At 50.2% G+C, this 16,675-nt stretch carries 12 protein-coding genes; 5 read left to right on the top strand and 7 right to left on the bottom strand.

Annotated features, from left to right (window positions below; genetic code table 11):
* Positions 1–240 precede the first annotated feature (240 nt).
* The 6 genes from OGV57_RS05900 to OGV57_RS05925 all read right to left on the bottom strand — a co-directional run bounded on the left by OGV57_RS05900 (position 241) and on the right by OGV57_RS05925 (position 4,937).
* Positions 241–711, bottom strand: coding sequence for a YqeJ family protein (locus OGV57_RS05900; protein ID WP_063456227.1), 471 nt, complete (start codon positions 709–711; stop codon positions 241–243).
* A complete protein-coding gene (locus OGV57_RS05905; RefSeq protein ID WP_054528375.1) occupies positions 698–1,462 on the bottom strand; it encodes a winged helix-turn-helix domain-containing protein in 765 nt (254 codons plus the stop codon). The genes OGV57_RS05900 and OGV57_RS05905 overlap by 14 nt, the downstream gene beginning before the upstream one ends.
* Before the next feature lie 55 nt (positions 1,463–1,517).
* The gene (locus OGV57_RS05910) at positions 1,518–2,174 is read right to left on the bottom strand and encodes a fimbrial biogenesis chaperone (protein WP_054528376.1); all 657 of its coding nucleotides are present in this window, start codon (positions 2,172–2,174) and stop codon (positions 1,518–1,520) included.
* Positions 2,175–2,181: 7 nt separating this feature from the next.
* The gene (locus OGV57_RS05915; protein WP_286530838.1) at positions 2,182–3,525 is read right to left on the bottom strand and encodes a fimbrial protein; all 1,344 of its coding nucleotides are present in this window, start codon (positions 3,523–3,525) and stop codon (positions 2,182–2,184) included.
* Between the two features lie 123 nt (positions 3,526–3,648).
* On the bottom strand, positions 3,649–4,368 hold the full coding sequence (locus OGV57_RS05920) for a fimbrial biogenesis chaperone (RefSeq protein ID WP_286530927.1): 720 nt from the start codon (positions 4,366–4,368) through the stop codon (positions 3,649–3,651).
* Positions 4,369–4,382: 14 nt separating this feature from the next.
* The gene (locus OGV57_RS05925) at positions 4,383–4,937 is read right to left on the bottom strand and encodes a fimbrial protein (RefSeq protein WP_016150243.1); all 555 of its coding nucleotides are present in this window, start codon (positions 4,935–4,937) and stop codon (positions 4,383–4,385) included.
* Positions 4,938–5,939: 1,002 nt separating this feature from the next.
* On the opposite strand from OGV57_RS05925, the gene OGV57_RS05930 reads away from it, so the two are divergent.
* The 5 genes from OGV57_RS05930 to OGV57_RS05950 all read left to right on the top strand — a co-directional run bounded on the left by OGV57_RS05930 (position 5,940) and on the right by OGV57_RS05950 (position 16,150).
* Entirely contained in the window at positions 5,940–11,270 is a 5,331-nt protein-coding gene (locus OGV57_RS05930; RefSeq protein WP_071684401.1) for a peroxidase family protein, read from the top strand.
* A gap of 10 nt (positions 11,271–11,280) precedes the next feature.
* Positions 11,281–13,020 carry a type I secretion system permease/ATPase gene (locus OGV57_RS05935; protein ID WP_049016483.1) on the top strand — a complete coding sequence of 580 codons (1,740 nt, stop codon included), beginning with the start codon at positions 11,281–11,283 and terminating at the stop codon, positions 13,018–13,020.
* The gene (locus OGV57_RS05940) at positions 13,020–14,348 is read left to right on the top strand and encodes an HlyD family type I secretion periplasmic adaptor subunit (protein WP_170926215.1); all 1,329 of its coding nucleotides are present in this window, start codon (positions 13,020–13,022) and stop codon (positions 14,346–14,348) included. Before OGV57_RS05935 ends, OGV57_RS05940 begins: the two co-directional genes overlap by 1 nt.
* 134 nt (positions 14,349–14,482) lie before the next feature.
* The gene (locus OGV57_RS05945; RefSeq protein WP_003019974.1) at positions 14,483–14,770 is read left to right on the top strand and encodes a VF530 family protein; all 288 of its coding nucleotides are present in this window, start codon (positions 14,483–14,485) and stop codon (positions 14,768–14,770) included.
* Between the two features lie 12 nt (positions 14,771–14,782).
* Positions 14,783–16,150, top strand: a complete 1,368-nt coding sequence (locus OGV57_RS05950; protein WP_046670683.1) for a glycoside hydrolase family 10-like protein — start codon at positions 14,783–14,785, stop codon at positions 16,148–16,150.
* Here OGV57_RS05950 and OGV57_RS05955 read toward each other — a convergent pair.
* Entirely contained in the window at positions 16,147–16,665 is a 519-nt protein-coding gene (locus OGV57_RS05955) for a hypothetical protein (protein ID WP_054528380.1), read from the bottom strand. The genes OGV57_RS05950 and OGV57_RS05955 overlap by 4 nt on opposite strands.
* Positions 16,666–16,675 lie beyond the last annotated feature (10 nt).

Raw genomic sequence — 16,675 nt, forward strand, 5'->3', positions numbered from 1 at the left:
AAAAAAACTCAGGTTCTTTCTTACTCCATCTTAGTGCGCATAATGTATATTATGTTAAATTGAATTTGAACTGTATTAGGCTTCTAACCCCATGGACCTGTTCAGTCTTCGCCCCTTCTGATTTCTCTGTCGAATAACCAATCATGAAGGTCTGAGCAACAAAGTTCGCTCCAGCAGTTGAAATGCTTTGAGCACAAGCACTCTGGATGCAAACTCTATACAGAGTGCAATCTCAACGGTTTAACGCTGACAAAACACCGACGGCGAACGGCTGGTATAGAACTGCCATGTACTGCTATTGAGTCGCAATATGCTGAAATAAAATGGTTCTTTGGGTTTAAGGAAAAAATCTGGCAACGTTCTCGCTAACAATGGATGAATGTTAGTGCCACCGGAACTTGAAGCGACATTTCCGGATTCCATAAAGTAATCATCATCCTTGCGGGTAAAGGTAAACCAGACATTTTGATTTACCGCCAGCTTTTCACCGTTATTATCAGTGATTTTTCCGCGTAAAATAGCCACCCCATTGCTGCCATTAAAAACGTACCTGACTGAAATATCACCACGAATATCTGGATACTCCATTACTAATTCTCCGGAGCAATCAAAATGTGACCGCTGCCAGTTTTGTAACGTCATCGTGACAGAAATTGTTAACGCTACTGCTAAGATGATGCCAACACACCATTTTATATTACGTCCCCACATGTCTGGACTCCGCGAAATAATAATGGGTCACACAATCATTATCCTGCCAGCGGCTAAATTGCTTTCGACAAGTTAATGCGGAGATCCGCGGGAAATTAGGATACAGCGTGAGATAAACCCAGGGATAGCTTTGACAATCCAGCGTACTTGTTTTGATAAACTGCTGGTGCTGATCAAATTTAAGCACATCCTGATTGGCGTACCAGTGGCATCCCTCCCCTACGCTTAAAGACACATAACGACTGAGTCTGGGATCAAACTGTGCCTCCCAGGTCACTATTGCGGCTATAACGCAGCACACAACACCCGCCAGAATCCAGCACAGTGAGCGCATAAGCAGTGATTTTGTCACTGTATTTACCGACGTTACCGATGGCGTGACAGAGAGCTCGCTAAGCGGTTCTTCAATCTTCTGTTCCAGCACTTCCAGTTGTGGCTCCAGGCGGATCCCGACTTTCGGTACGGTTACGATAAGTTCTTCATTCAGGCTAAGTTCTTTAAACGCGCGACGAAGCAAGGAAATATTCTGATAGAACGTATTATTGGTGACCTGCGCACCGTTAATATACCAGACATGCTCAAAGAAATAATCACGTTCAATAACCTGCCCCTGTTGTTGAATTAATAATAGTAAACAACGGGTTGCCGGATTGCTTAATGTTATACGTTTGGTCTCATCTGATTTCGCGTAGAGTACGTTCCGCTCTGGCCAGAATACAACGGTACTGTTAAGCAAAAACACGTGTGCCATTATGTTCCCTGAATATGGATTTTTGTCAATTTAGCTGGAGCGAGTACTGCCAGCGTTAATTTACGACAGTTGAAAATCCCCAACGATTTCCTTCATCGTTAATCACAGTAAAGTTTATCTTATTATTCAGCATTTCAGGAGGTGCTGACTTAAAAATTACCTGCCGGGAACGCGGTGAAACCACTATTCCAGTTATGGAATAGTCTCCTGAAGCTACATTAGCCAGAGATATGTTCCAGGAACTCTGATTAACAGCGTAAATCCCCCCGTTTTCATGGTGAAAACTCAGAAGATTGATGCTTTTTTCAGTCAACACGCCTGTGTTTTTCGGTCTCCATAGGACTTTTAGCTGATTTCTTAACGTTAAGCGCACTTTTTCACCAGTTGAGCTTTTATTCAACTCCGCTGGAACCTGGTACACGTTGAGCCAGAATAACGACTCATAATCGTTGGCAAGCCCCGCCCCAGTCGTCATCACCTTTATCTCGCGTTGTTCACCGGGGAGAATTTTTAGCACCGGGGGAAGCACGATAAAAGGCGAACTGGCCTGAGATGGCCCTTTCTCTGGCGTGCCGTCATCTACCCAACTTTGAACCACCACGGGATAATTACCGTCGTTGACTAACATCACCGAGCGTTGAGTCTCTCCGTGGTTGAAGATGACCCGAGTAGTACTGATGTTAACCGCCGCATGTAGGCCAAATGCCAACATCCAGAGGCTACTGAATACGCAATAAAACTTGTACATGTGACTGGTAGCCCCCCGCCGTTAACGTATCTGCACCAAAACTTGCCAGACGAGCTTCGAAGCTTTCGCTGTAGTAATTGATGCCATCCTGGCTGCCATTTTGCTGCGTATTGCTGCCAATGACTGGCATCCAGCCGCCTTCGCTACCGCTGCCGACAGTTGATACCGCCATAAAATTCACCGGACTACCCGCGCGGTAAACACGCACGCCAACGCCGCGAGCCTGCCCGGGAGCGCCATATTGCGTATCTAATAGCCAGGTTACGGTTTTACCAGTAATCAAATTAAAACCCCAGGCGCTGTTGACGCTGCTTTCCGGTGCAAGCAGCCCCATTGCGACATTGCTCTTCCCGGTCGCCACACCGGAAACCACCGTTGATTCGCAGGCAAATCCTATCTGGAAGGGCGCTGATGAATACTCCCCCTGCTTGAGCTGGGCCACGGAAATTGGCGGCAGATGCACAACGGGCGTAAAATCGGTAACCTGACACATTGCTGCACGTTTGACGAAGATCCCGTTATTGTACAGGCTAATCACTGACGGCCAGTCATTCGCCCAGCCAGCCCAGTTTCCTCCACGGTGTGGCTGACCTATCTTGATACCCCACGAAGTTGTACCGGGCCCACGAAAAACCACGTAAGCATTGGGATTCACATAACTATTGTAAGTAGCAGACTGCGCCTGGTTGGCGTAGTAGCGTGTATCCAGCGTTTTAATCAACTCGGCACTTATCGTCGAGAAGTTCTTGGCCTTAATCAGGAAGTTGCCATTGGTATCAAGATCCAGGTTTTCCAGTGGGCGTTGCTGCCAGCTGTCGGTAAAGACGCTGCCTGTCGCATCGTGCGTCAAGCGTAATGCGACGTTTTTCATGATGGTCAGATACGCGCCAGGTACATCCGTTGCTTCATACCAGCCAGCCACGGTGTCATCGCCGTTAGTTGACCAGGCTTCATAGAGTTGCCCGGCTGTGTCCGGTGTACAACGGAAAAATACCTGCTCAGGATCGTAACCGCCGCCTTTATGGGCATAAGTGGTAAAAGGGATCCCGCCGCTGGAGGTCAGGATCGTCCCTGCCGGCTGAAAACTGCTATTACTGGTGATATCGACAGACTTACTCAATCCCGGCAATAGCCCGTTCCAGGCATCGTTGCCGCCACCGGAGCGCCAGTCATTGGCAATGCCGTCCGTACTTGCACTAAGCCTGTGCGTGCCTTGTGCGCCACTACTTCCTGATTTATATGGATAAATAATGTATTCACAGGCGGCCTGTATCTGACAAGAAAACAGCGCCAGCACCAGAAAAAATAGTCTCATGAGCGCCCTTTTGTTACGCAAGCTACCGTTAATGCAATTAACGGTTCTGTACGTTGTTGTTGGTTAAGTTTCCACGGCAACGAACAATCACTGCTTTCCAGCATCAATAGTCCCTCTTCTTCTTCAACGCGGGCATATACCTGGTTCGCCTGGGCAACCATCCCGACTACACGACCTCGACCGTCGGTCACAGCCGCTCCCATCGATTTGCGCGTCATTCACTTGCGAAATTTTTGCAGGCCACGACATTGTCGCCCACGGTGCGATCGTTTCGCTCTGAATGCGCTGTTTTTTTCCCGCACCGCTGACGTCAAGTGACGAGAGAGCAAGATAGAAACCACTGTTATTGCGTAAATGCAGCTTGCCATTCTGCAGCCAGACCCGGCTGGTGTTCGCCATCTCCAGCGGCGAACCCACCAGCCCTGTGGGTCTGACCAATACTTTTACGCGACTACGTACCAGCACCAGAAGCTGGTTATCGTTTTGCGCATCCTTATTTATGGGCGGGATCTGAATGAAGTTAAACCACCATAGCGATTCCCTGTCCTGTGCAACGGGTTTGCCGATGTAACGCAGCCGCACAGTTTGCCCCGCGTGGGCCGCCATCCGAAAGACCGGTGGCGTGGTGACAAAAGGAGCGGCCGCAGTTTGTGGTACTGATTGTGCATCGCCATCATCAAGCCAAACCTGAACGACACCAGGGACGTCGCCGCGATTAGTTAATTGCACACTGACTTCCCGGCTGTCTGCCGGATAGATTATCCGGTTGCCAGTCATCACTATGCTTGCCTGCACGCAGAAGCACATCATCATTCCAACTAAACCAATAGCCAATCCTTTCATCACGCAGATCTCGCTTACAAATAGGAAATGGCGTATTGCACAGTGCCGACAACTGTCCCGGCGGTTGCTCCACCGTTCGGGCTAAAATACTGCACGGCAAAGTCGTGCTCACCGGACGTATTTCCGGCCGCAACGGTGATTCCTGCAACTGGAGTTCCAGTACGCAAATCAATAGGCGTAGTGCCCGCGCTATCGGTCAGCAGTTGTAATTCAACATTTTGCGCTGTACCCGTATTAGCCAGGTTTCCACGCTCGGTCATATTATTTGCAACGAAGACGGTTTTAATATCCAACGCATTAGAATCAACAGTACAACCAGTAACGCCGAGGGTGAATGTTGTCAGGCCTGCTGAAGATGCTGCTGCTGCGAGATCGCTTTTCGCAACCGACGGCAGTAATACTACCGGCCGTGCATTTACACCGTTAACCGTGACCTCGCAAGTTTGTTCGGTCACTTCGCCTTTAAAGGTGATGGTATTTGCTGAATCAGCATACGCTATCTGCGCTAACAATAACGCAAGGCCACCAGCTGCAAATATGTAACTGGTATGAGGATTATTGATTTTCATATTGTCTGTCCTTAATTAATAAATACATCGGTATCGTAATAAATAATTCAATAGTCCCTCTCCGCTGAGAGCGGAGTATTTATTGAGGGATACAGCGACGCCAGTAATGTCTTATGACTCCGTAGGATTAACCCTACGATGACTGCTAGTTTAAGAATAATCCCAGAGATTAAAACCTTTGTTTTCTCAAATCATATTAGGTCGATCTTAAATAAGATCTAAATCTCGATGCTTTTGATGTAACTCATTGTTTATATTAAATTTTATCTACAGGCATAATTTCCCTAAGAAAAATTTTCTTAACCCGAATTAAACACGATAAAGACCATATTCATCACAAGTTAATGCAGCCATAGCCAACCTTGTGACCGTTTAGTCTTAAAGTTAACCTTCGTTATTACCCGTGTTCGTACTGGTGTTAACATAACTTGCCCGGGTTAATTCAACCTGGCAAAGTAGCACATAATTTTAAGATGAGAGGAATGTTTAACCGAGATAACGTTATATTTTCCTCATAAATTGAAGCTTCAATGCAGTCTACTCAGCGTTGTCTTCGGTGTAAAAATAAATTGCCACCCCCCTAATGTAAAGAAATGAAAATACAATCTTATTCATAGAAAAGTATGAGTGAAGTCGGCAAAGGAAAAACCATAGTTATGATCATCACAGAAATGTAATGTGAGAAAAAAACAACACGTCTAACCCTTACTACGCTCAAACTTGCGACGCAGCAGACCTTGAATATGCCTGATAATTCAAGAGAGCAAGTGTGTCTCTTGCACACAAATAGCAAACTTTTAAACCTGCGACTACATTATTTCGCGATGTGAATATCCACGAAGATGACGCTAAATACGTCATTGATAATCTGAGCATTTTATTAAATGGAGTTGTACAAGCAATAACAATCAAGCACTAAATACGACTCATTCTCACATGTTTTTTATAAACATGAGAACGAATGATGATAGCTAATACAAGTAAAGATAGGGGTAATGACTTATGGCCTCACAATATGACTTTACTGTCACCCTGCACGATCTTGCTTTTATTCTTAAGCAGATCAAAATATCCGAAGCGGCAACTAACCCAGACGGGAGCGTTAATGCTGAAATGCTTCGGGAATTAGTCTCCAGCCCACTCTTGCCCTACGGACTTCGCACGGTAGATGGTTCATGGAATAACCTTTTACCAGGTCAGGAATTATACGGCTCTGCCGATCAGACAATGCCGAGATTAACCGCATTAAACTGGCAGGATGCGGATCAAATGACCAGCTATCTCCAGATTGGCGGTACGGTCATTGATGCCGACCCACGAATAATTAGCAATTTAATTTCAGACCAGACGGCCTCAAACCCGGCTGCGCTGGAGGCTTTTAACGCATTAAAAGATGCGCCCGGCGGCGGGACTGTTACTGGGGATGGCAGCTTATCCATCCCCAATCAGTCTCCCGATATTGGGCTCTCCCCTGCGTTTAACGGCTGGATGACCTTCTTTGGCCAGTTTTTCGACCATGGTCTGGATCTGATTCCGAAAGGAGGCAACGGTATCGTTTTCATTCCGCTCCAGCCCGATGACCCTTTATATGTTGAAGGGTCGTCGACAAACTTTATGTTATTAACCCGGGCAACGGTGGATGAAAACCGAGAGACAGTAAACCTGACGACCCCCTTCATCGACCAAAACCAAACCTACACCTCCCATCCTTCACATCAAATTTTCATCCGCGAATACGTCATTATTGATGGGAAACCTGAGCCCACCGGGAATTTATTGGGTGGTGCAAACGGTGGACTGGCGACCTGGGCTGACGTTAAAAACCAGGCTGAAACCCTGCTTGGCATTAAACTCACCGATCAGGACGTGTTTAATGTTCCCCTGCTGGCAACGGATCGCTACGGTAATTTGATTTTAAGTGAAAACGGAAAGGTACAGATTGTTACCACCGGGGGGCTGGTTGAAGCCAACGGAGGCCTGTTACCCGCGGAGACGTTCCGCACCGGTCATGCGTTTCTGGATGACATCGCTCATACTGCCGTGCCAAAAGCTGGTCTGCTGGCAGATGATGACAGCGCCATCGGCGGAGAAGGACCGCAACCGGCAGGAACCTATGATAATGAACTGCTCGATCGCCACTTTATCACTGGTGACGGGCGCGGGAACGAAAATATAGGTTTAACCGCGGTGCACGCCGTTTTTCACAGCGAGCATAACCGCCTGGTTGAGCAGTATAAAACCACTCTGCTGGAAACCGGCGATATCGACCTCATTAACCAGTGGTTGATGCCCAACCACCAAATCACGGAATTACCTGCCGATACCAATACTCTGGTATGGAACGGTGAGTACTTATTCCAGGCAGGCCGCTTCTCCACGGAAATGCAATATCAGCACCTCGTATTCGAGGAGTTTGCCCGTACCGTACAACCTGCCGTCGATCCGTTTGTCTTCTCCAACACGGCGGATATCAACCCGCTGATCTTTGCAGAGTTTGCGCATGTTGTTTACCGTTTTGGGCATTCAATGCTGACAGAAACCGTGGCGCGTACCGACATTGATATGCAAAGCGGTGATATTGACCTGATTTCAGCATTCCTGAATCCGGTAGCATTTAATCAAATCAACGGGGCCACCGTCACGGACGATCAGGCTATCGGCGCAATAGTGCGTGGTATGACGCGTCAGGTGGGTAACGAAATTGATGAATTTATTACCGATGCTCTGCGTAATAATCTCATCGGCCTGCCCCTCGATTTAGGCGCGCTTAATATAGCCCGTGGCCGTGACACCGCAATGCCGACGCTGAACCAGGCCCGCGAGCAGTTTTTTGCTTTAAGCGGCGATAGCCAACTAAAGCCTTATACCAGTTGGGCTGACTTCACTACCTACCTGAAAAATCCCGCTTCAATCATTAACTTTATGGCCGCCTATGGCCAGCACGAACTGATCCTTAACGCTACCAGCCTTGAAGGTAAGCGCGCAGCGGTTAACTTCCTGTTATTTGGTGATGCAAACAATTCCCCGCCTGCGGATGCGATGGATTTCTTTAACAGTACCGGAGCGTGGGCAACCAAAGAGACCGGTCTGAATATGGTCGATTTCTGGATTGGCGGGCTGGCTGAGCGCAAAAATGAATTTGGCGGCATGCTCGGCTCAACCTTCAACTTCGTCTTTGAAACACAAATGGAAATGCTTCAGGACGGTGATCGTTTCTACTATCTGAGCCGCGTTCAGGGGCTGAACTTACTCAATGAACTGGAGGCCAACTCGTTTTCCGCGCTGGTAATGCGTAACAGCGATCTTGGTGATGAGGGTTCCTCCCACCTGCCCGCTAATCTGTTCCAGACACCGGACCATATTTTTGAAGTGAACCGCGTGCTGCAAACGGAAATCGACCCGAAATGGGGTAATCCGCTGAAGGATCTGCTCTCGCCGTTGTTGGTGCGTCGCGACCCAGGGGTGGATGTTGACGGCGATAGTTTTGCCGATGGTGGGTATCTGAAATATACCGGCGATGGGCATGTGGTGCTTGGTGGGACGGCAGGCAACGATACGTTAATCGGCGGTAAAGGGATCGACAGCCTGTGGGGCGATGGCGGAGATGACCGACTGGACGGCGGTGACGAAGCAGATGTGGTCCACGGCGGTGACGGTGATGACATTATTACCGATACCGGAACGCCTGTTGGTGATGCGGACTTCCTGCATGGCGATGCCGGACATGACGTTATCTTCTCCGGTAACGGAAACGATCTGGTCTTTGGTGGCAGCGGCAGCGACTTCGTGGTGGTCGGCGAAGATGCGCAGGAGGTCTTCTCGGGTCAGGATAACGACTTTGCGCTTGGCGGCTCGGGTGGTGATTTCCTGATGGGCAACGAAGGCGATGACTGGCTGGAAGGCGGCGACGGGTTTGACACGCTGGCGGGTGACAACTCTGAGTTGTTCTTCAACAGTACCATTATCGGTCACGATGTCCTCAACGGTCAGGGTAACGACACCGACTACGATGGCGAAGCCGGTGACGACATCATGGTTCAGGGCGCGGGGATCCAGCGCAATAATGGCATGGCCGGTTTCGACTGGGCTATCCATAAAGGCGACCCAAATGGTGCTAACTCTGACCTTGGGATCCCTATTTTCGTCAACCAGCAGGAGTTTATTCTACGCGACCGTTTTGATCTTGTTGAAGGGCTGTCGGGCTGGAAACACGACGATATCCTGACCGGAACAGAACAGCCGATAGGTACTGCGCCTGTTCAGGGCGTTCCCCTCTCTAACAACCTGACCCAGGAAGGTGCGGACCGGATCAACGGTCTACAGGCTATTCTCGGCGTAGAGCGTTCTACAAATCCGGACGCGGTGCTACTGAACCCTGATGATGGTAGCGATATTTTACTCGGCGGTGGTGGTAGCGACCGCATCATGGGTAAAGCTGGTAACGATATCATTGATGGTGATGCGTGGCTCAACGTTCGTATTGCCGTTACGGGTATGGCGGGACTCACCAGCGCCGAAGGTATGGCCGAACTGAAATCGTACATGCTGGCCGGCACGCTGAAACCGAATCAACTGTCGATTGTGCGCGAAATTCTGCATGAAGGTAACGGCACGGAAACTGACGTCGCGGTGTACCGTGATGTCAGCAGCAACTATGTCTTTACCCGTATGGCGGACGGTAGCCTGCGCGTCGATCACGCTACGCCGGATTCCGCGCTGAACCTGAATGATGGCATCGATCGTCTGTTGAACATCGAAAAACTGGAGTTTGGCGATGGGAAGCAGCTGTGGGTGACGGGGCAACAAGCGACGGGCGATCTGACCATCAGCAATCCTAATCCTTCGGTGGGTGACCTGCTGCGCGTCAACGTGGCGAACTTGCTGGATGGTAACGGGCTGGCGGCGGATGTGGTCATCACTATGACCTGGCAGGCATTCGTCAACGGCCAATGGCGAGATCAGGCAACAGGCGTTGAGTTCAGAGTGCCTGGCGCTATTCAGGGCGCACCGTTGCGTGTGGTCGCCAGTTTTAACGACCGCATGGGTGACGCTGAAACCCTGGTGTCGGCACAAACTCAGGCAATCCTCCCGCGCAATCAGGTCACGACCGGTATGCCGGTAATTAACGACCTCACCCCAACTGAAAGCCTGACGCTGACAGCGGTGGTTTCAGGCATTTCTGACGCTGATGGTTTGAGCGGCGGTAATTTCACTTATCAATGGAGAATGAGTTCGCCAACCGGATTCGTCAACATTAACGGTGCGACATCCGCTACCTATACGCCGGGCCAGGCTATGGTCGGCAGAACGTTGCAGGTGGTCGTTACCGTCGTCGACGATGAAGGCAACCCCCCTGTTGTCCTGACGTCGACCACCACCCAGCCTGTAGGCGATCTGATTGTTGGTACCAACGGGGCTAACACCCTCGTCGGTACTGCCTGGAGCGATATCCTGCGCGGTGAAGGCGGTAATGACACCTTACTTGGCGGTGCAGGTGACGATCTGCTCATCGGCGGTGCTGGAAACGACAACCTCTCTGGTCAGGCGGGACAAGATATTCTGCAAGGTGATGCCGGTAACGACACGCTTGATGGCGGGCTTGGTGCCGACAGTATGACCGGCGGCGCGGGCGATGATACCTACATCGTTGATGATTTCGGTGATGTGGTTATCGAAGGTGTGAATGGCGGCACGGACGTTGTCCGAACCAGCCTCAGCAGCTACGACCTCACCGATAACGTGGAAGAACTGGTATTTACCGGCAACGGCAGTTTTATTGGTACCGGTAATGCCATTGCAAATACCATTACGGGCGGTTCTGGTAACGACTATCTGTTTGGTATGGGCGGTAACGACCAGTTGTTTGGTGGTATCGGGAATGACTTCCTCGATGGCGGAGATGGCGTTGATAACCTGCAAGGTGGTGTTGGCAACGACGTCATGATTGGCGGTGCGGGCGCGGATACCCTCTCCGGCGGTAGTGGAGACGATATTCTCAATGGTCAGGAAGGTAACGACATTCTGGACGGTGGTACCGGGAGCGACATCTTCGCCTTTGGGGCCAACTTTGGGCAGGACCGAATTACCGGTTTTGACAGTAACCCCAACGGCGGGCAGGACTTCCTTGATCTCGTCTTGTTAGGTATCAATGCGGGTAATTTTGCCAGCAACGTGTCTATCACCGGAAACAATGGCAACACCATTGTGACTATCGGTACAGACACCATCACATTGGTGGGCGTCAATTCGACCACCGTGAATATTGGTGACTTTTATCTGGAAATGCCCACTACCCTTGCCAGCAACAATGGCAATAGTTCATTGATCGTATAAGGAGAAGACTATGTCGCGCCAGCATACGCCAACAGAACTGAATGATGCATTAAAGGGAACGAAACCCACTTTTCTGATGCTGCTGTTTTTTAGTTGTGTGATTAATATGCTTATGCTGGCGCCGGCAATTTATATGCTACAGGTTTACGATCGTGTGCTGGTCAGTAAAAATACCACCACGCTGTTAATGTTAACCTTATTGATTGTCGGCTTGTACATCGTTATTGCCATGATTGAATCTGCCCGCGCGCAGGTTATGGTCAGGCTTGGCAACAGGCTGGATATAAAGCTAAGTCAGTTGGTCTTTAACTCAGCCTTTAAAAGAAAGATGGCTACCGGTGATAACAACCCGGCGCAATCTTTAGCCGAACTGGATCAGATCCGTCAGTTTCTTTCCGGGAATAGTCTGTTCGCCTTACTGGATATTCCCTGGACGCCGATATATCTTTTCATCGCCTTTTTGGTCCATCCCCTGCTGGGATATCTTTCTCTCGGCGGAATAACGTTATTATTTATTCTGACGCTGGTATCTGAAATCTCTACCAAGCGCCCGATTCAACAAGCGCACGCCTTAACCATTAACAATGCCAGTAAACTGAATAAACAGCTGCAAAACGCCGATGCCATTGAAGCGATGGGGATGCTTTCGACCCTGAAGTCCAACTGGCAGGAGCAACATAACAAAGTGCTGGCGCTACAAACACAGATTGCCGACAAAACGGCCGGGTTAAGCAGTCTCAGCCGCTTTGTGCGGGTATTGCTGCAGTCGATTGCGCTGGGCGCCGGGGCTTTACTGGTGATCGGCGGCCATATTACCCCGGGCTTGATGATTGCCGCCTCGATCATTCTTGGCCGCGTCCTCAACCCGGTAGAACAAGTCATTGGCAGCTGGAAGCAGTTCGTGCAGTTTCGTAGCGCGTGGCATCAGCTCTCAACCTTGCTGAAGGAGTATCCGGCGCCGAAAGAGGTACTGACCCTGCCGCGTCCGAATGGCAACATCAGCGTCGAAAGCGTCTTCGCTGCAGCCCCCGGCCAGCCTTCTCCGCTACTGCGTAATATCTCATTCCAGCTGGAGCAAGGTGAAGTGCTGGGGATTATCGGCCCTTCAGCCTCAGGAAAAACCTCGCTGGCAAAGGTTCTGGTTGGTGTCTGGAAACCGTTATCAGGGAAAGTCAGATTAGATGGCGCAGATATATGCCAGTGGGATAAAGCGCTGCTGGGCCCGTCTATTGGCTATCTGCCGCAGGATGTGGAACTGTTTGACGGTACCATCGCACAAAACATTGCCCGCTTCGCGCAGAATGACAGTGAGCTTATCGTCGCCGCCGCATTACTGGCAGGCGTTCATGAGATGATCCTGCGCTTGCCGCAAGGTTATGACACTCTGCTGGGCGCAGGTGGATACCAGCTCTCCGGTGGGCAGCGACAGCGCATCGGGCTGGCGCGCGCCGTGTATAACAATCCTGCGTTTATCGTGCTTGATGAACCGAATGCCAATCTTGACGACGCGGGCGAATTTGCACTCGTTAAAGCCATCAATGCTCTGCGTACCCAGGGACAAACCACAGTCATTATCTCACACCGCCCGACGCTGCTCGGCGTGGTCAATAAGGTTTTGCTGCTTAACGATGGCGTTATACAGGAGTTTGGTACCCGCGATCAGGTTTTTGCCCATTTGCGTCAGGCCAACGTACTGAAACCGGTGGCTACGCCTTCTCCATCCACGACTGAACAGCAACGTGAGGCTTGATGATGAAAAAGAACCCCCACAACACGGCCTCTGCTGGCGTAGATACCAATATCTGGTCGCCGATTATCCGGGGCGTGATCGTCATTGTGCTTGGTGTCGGTAGTTTTATCCTCTGGGCAGTGCAAGCTCCGTTAGATGCGGGCGTGGTCGCCGATGGTACGGTTACCGTATCGAGTAACCGCAAAACCATTCAGCATCTGAGCGGCGGTCGGGTAACCGATATCTTTATCAAAGAAGGCGACTTCGTGAAGAAAAATCAGGTCCTCGTCCGGTTGGATAAAATGCAGCTTGAAATGCGTTTCAGCGCGTTGAATGCCCAGTATATTTCTGCAAAAAGTATCGAAGATCGCCTGTTAGCAGAACGCGATGACCTGGATGTGATCCGCTTTAATACTACGCTGACGCAGCAATTCTCTGGCAATAAACGGCTATCAGAAGTCAGAAATCTGCAGGCTAAACTTTTCGATACCCGTCGCAAAACGATTCAGGATGAACTGTCGATGATTCAGGAGACGCTCGATGGTCTGGTTGGACAGACGGATAATCTCAATAAAATAAAAGGCTATCGCGACCACCAGTTTTCTCTGATTAACCGGGAGTTAGGGGCTATCCGGGCGCTGAGCGAAAAAAACTATTACCCCAAAGCACAATTACTGGTGCTGGAGCGCGAGGCAGCAGAAATATCTGGCAGCGTTTCAGAAGATATTCTTAACATTGCCAAACTGAAATCGCAGCAGAACGAATTAAAAATTAAAGCCTATCAGGTGCGTCATCAGTATTTACGTGAAGTTGAGTCTGAACTGACGGAAAACCAAAAAGAAGTGGCAATGCTGGAGGATGAATTGGTATCAACGCGTCATGAGCTGGATAACACCGAGATCCGCTCACCGATTAACGGTATTGTGCTGGATGTTAAAGTCAGTACCGTGGGCGGCGTCATTCAGCCTGGAGAACATTTGATGGATATCGTCGCCGCCGGACAACCGATGCAAATTGATGCCAAAATACCCGTACATGCCATTGATAAACTGGTCCCCGGTTTAACCGTTGATGTGCTGTTCCCTGCCCTTAACCATGCGCTGTTACCTTCGGTTCCGGCCCAGGTTCTGACTATCTCTGCGGACCGCTTAATTGATGAAGCCACTCAGCAGCCTTACTACCTTGCGGAAGTACAGGTTTCAGCAGAGGGCGCGCGTTTGCTGGGCGATTACAAAATTAAAGCGGGAATGCCCGCCAGCGTGACGATCAAGACCGGTGAACGAACCCTGATGAGCTACCTGTTTAAACCGTTGATTGCCCGTCTGGAACTGGCTTTTAAAGAGTATTGAATCATCCATTGCCGGTATGACGTACGGCTTGTCGCGCCATACCGCTTTCTGCCGTTGCTGGCAGCTTTGCTTTCTTGTAACCTTCTTCCCGTCTCACTACTGACAAAATCTGGAACCACTGAACTGGACTTCATATGAATGCTCATAATTCTAAAGACCCTTTACATGGTGTGACGCTAGAAATGCAGGTCAATGCCCTGGTTGAACGTTATGGTTGGGCTGAGCTGGCGCAACGCATTAATATCAACTGCTTTAAAAATGAACCGAGCGTTAAATCCAGTTTGAAGTTTCTGCGCCGTACGCCGTGGGCACGGGCAGAAGTAGAAGCACTGTACCTGGACTCTCTACATGACCAGGCCTCAAATAACACTCCCGAACCGGCCTTCGATCCCTGGGCTAACAGCCGCAATAAGAAGAAATAAGAGCAAAATCAGATGGCAGCATCCGGTTTCTTTTCAGGAAATTATCAGAAAAAACTGGCGAAGATTATCGCCCGTTTTCGTGCCAGACTACCGCTGACCAACATGAAATGGTTTGCTGTACTTGTGGGCAGTATGTTGTTACTTGGCAGCTGTTCTTCACAACCGCCCGGCCCCAAAACCACTCCGCAACCTCCGGTGAGCAAACCTCAGCAGAGCAAGGAGCCAGTGCGTGGGATCTGGCTGGCGACGGTTTCACGTCTTGACTGGCCGCCGATCTCATCTGTGAACATCAGTTCACCTGCTGTACGCATCAGCCTGCAGCAAAAAGCGCTGACGGATAAGCTGGACAACCTGAAACGACTTGGTATTAACACCGTTTTTTTCCAGGTTAAGCCCGATGGGACCGCATTGTGGAAGTCAAAGATTCTGCCGTGGTCAGATACCCTGACCGGCACGATTGGCCAGGATCCGGGTTACGATCCGCTGCAGTTTATGCTCGATGAAGCGCATAAGCGCGGAATGAAAGTTCATGCCTGGCTTAACCCCTATCGCGTGTCTGTAAACACCAAACCTTCGACGGTCACTGAATTAAACAGCACGCTGTCACAAACACCGTCCAGCGTATACGTTCTGCATCGGGACTGGATCCGCACCGCGGGCGAGCGTTTTGTGTTAGACCCCGGTATTCCCGAAGTGCGTGACTGGATAACCAGCATCGTGGCGGAAGTGGTTGAGAATTACCCTGTTGACGGTGTGCAGTTTGATGATTACTTCTATACCGAGTCTCCTGGCTCTGCGCTCAATGACAGCCAGACGTTCAGAAGATACGGCCAGGGATTCGCTTCCAAAGCTGACTGGCGCCGCGATAACACGCAACGGCTGATTGCCCAGGTATCACGGACTATCAAGAAACTCAAGCCTGAGGTTGAATTCGGTGTCAGCCCTGCGGGCGTATGGCGCAACCGTTCGCACGATCCAGCGGGCTCCGACACGCGCGGTGCGGCAGCGTATGATGAGTCTTATGCCGACACCCGCCGTTGGGTGCAACAAGGCTTGCTGGATTACATCGCACCGCAACTCTACTGGCCTTTTGCCCGCGATGCAGCGCGCTACGATGTACTGGCAAAATGGTGGGCAGATGTCGTGAAATCAACCAACACTCGCCTCTACATTGGTGTAGCGCTGTATAAAGTCGGTGAACCATCGAGAAAAGAGCCAGACTGGACGGTCAAAGGCGGTGTGCCGGAACTGAAAAAGCAGCTCGATCTAAACGAGACCGAACCGTACATTAACGGCACGATCCTGTTTCGCGAAGATTACCTTAATCAACCGCAAACGCAGGAAGCTGTGACCTATATTCGCAATCGTTGGGGACGTTAATGGTTGTTCTGAGCGGGAAGCCTGAGCCAGACGCTCACGTAGCGGGTAAATTTCCCCACAAAAATTCCGGCGAACATGCCGCCAGTAATGATAGCCAGGGCGCTCATTGCGGGTTGACGTAAAACGTCGGGGGAAATGGCGTTAAGTACGCCAAGTACGTACTTAACGCCGAATGCCAGCAGCATAAATGGCAATGCGGAATAATCTGCCGGACGGTGAATACTCCGTGGTGCGCTACTGCGGCTCAAACGGCCGGGGTTAATTAATATGTAGCCAATGATTGCGCCGCTGAGGATACCTATCGCCCACTGAATATACGTAATGAGGGTCGGGTCGCGATAAGTGATTAAATCGTAGATATCCCAGACTAAAAAAATAGCGGGGATCAGCGCCAGCTTTTCCAGCGTGACAGTGGCAGGTGTTCTGGCTTTAATCCCTCGATACAGTAGAAAGGCAAACAGCAGATACACCCAAACTGGCGTGTTTTTCAGCATATTCACGACAAATTCAGCCATAACGTTGCCT

Origin of the sequence: Citrobacter sp. Cf087, from assembly GCF_030334285.1 — a bacterium.
GTDB lineage: Bacteria > Pseudomonadota > Gammaproteobacteria > Enterobacterales > Enterobacteriaceae > Citrobacter > Citrobacter freundii.

Excerpts from the sequence above, each read along its gene's own strand:
- OGV57_RS05915 (WP_286530838.1), bottom strand. The coding sequence starts at position 3,525 with ATGAGACTATTTTTTCTGGTGCTGGCGCTGTTTTCTTGTCAGATACAG.
- OGV57_RS05950 (WP_046670683.1), top strand. The coding sequence starts at position 14,783 with ATGGCAGCATCCGGTTTCTTTTCAGGAAATTATCAGAAAAAACTGGCG.
- OGV57_RS05925 (WP_016150243.1), bottom strand. The coding sequence starts at position 4,937 with ATGAAAATCAATAATCCTCATACCAGTTACATATTTGCAGCTGGTGGC.
- OGV57_RS05940 (WP_170926215.1), top strand. The coding sequence starts at position 13,020 with ATGATGAAAAAGAACCCCCACAACACGGCCTCTGCTGGCGTAGATACC.
- OGV57_RS05905 (WP_054528375.1), bottom strand. The coding sequence starts at position 1,462 with ATGGCACACGTGTTTTTGCTTAACAGTACCGTTGTATTCTGGCCAGAG.
- OGV57_RS05955 (WP_054528380.1), bottom strand. The coding sequence starts at position 16,665 with ATGGCTGAATTTGTCGTGAATATGCTGAAAAACACGCCAGTTTGGGTG.
- OGV57_RS05900 (WP_063456227.1), bottom strand. The coding sequence starts at position 711 with ATGTGGGGACGTAATATAAAATGGTGTGTTGGCATCATCTTAGCAGTA.
- OGV57_RS05945 (WP_003019974.1), top strand. The coding sequence starts at position 14,483 with ATGAATGCTCATAATTCTAAAGACCCTTTACATGGTGTGACGCTAGAA.
- OGV57_RS05920 (WP_286530927.1), bottom strand. The coding sequence starts at position 4,368 with ATGAAAGGATTGGCTATTGGTTTAGTTGGAATGATGATGTGCTTCTGC.
- OGV57_RS05930 (WP_071684401.1), top strand. The coding sequence starts at position 5,940 with ATGGCCTCACAATATGACTTTACTGTCACCCTGCACGATCTTGCTTTT.
- OGV57_RS05935 (WP_049016483.1), top strand. The coding sequence starts at position 11,281 with ATGTCGCGCCAGCATACGCCAACAGAACTGAATGATGCATTAAAGGGA.
- OGV57_RS05910 (WP_054528376.1), bottom strand. The coding sequence starts at position 2,174 with ATGTTGGCATTTGGCCTACATGCGGCGGTTAACATCAGTACTACTCGG.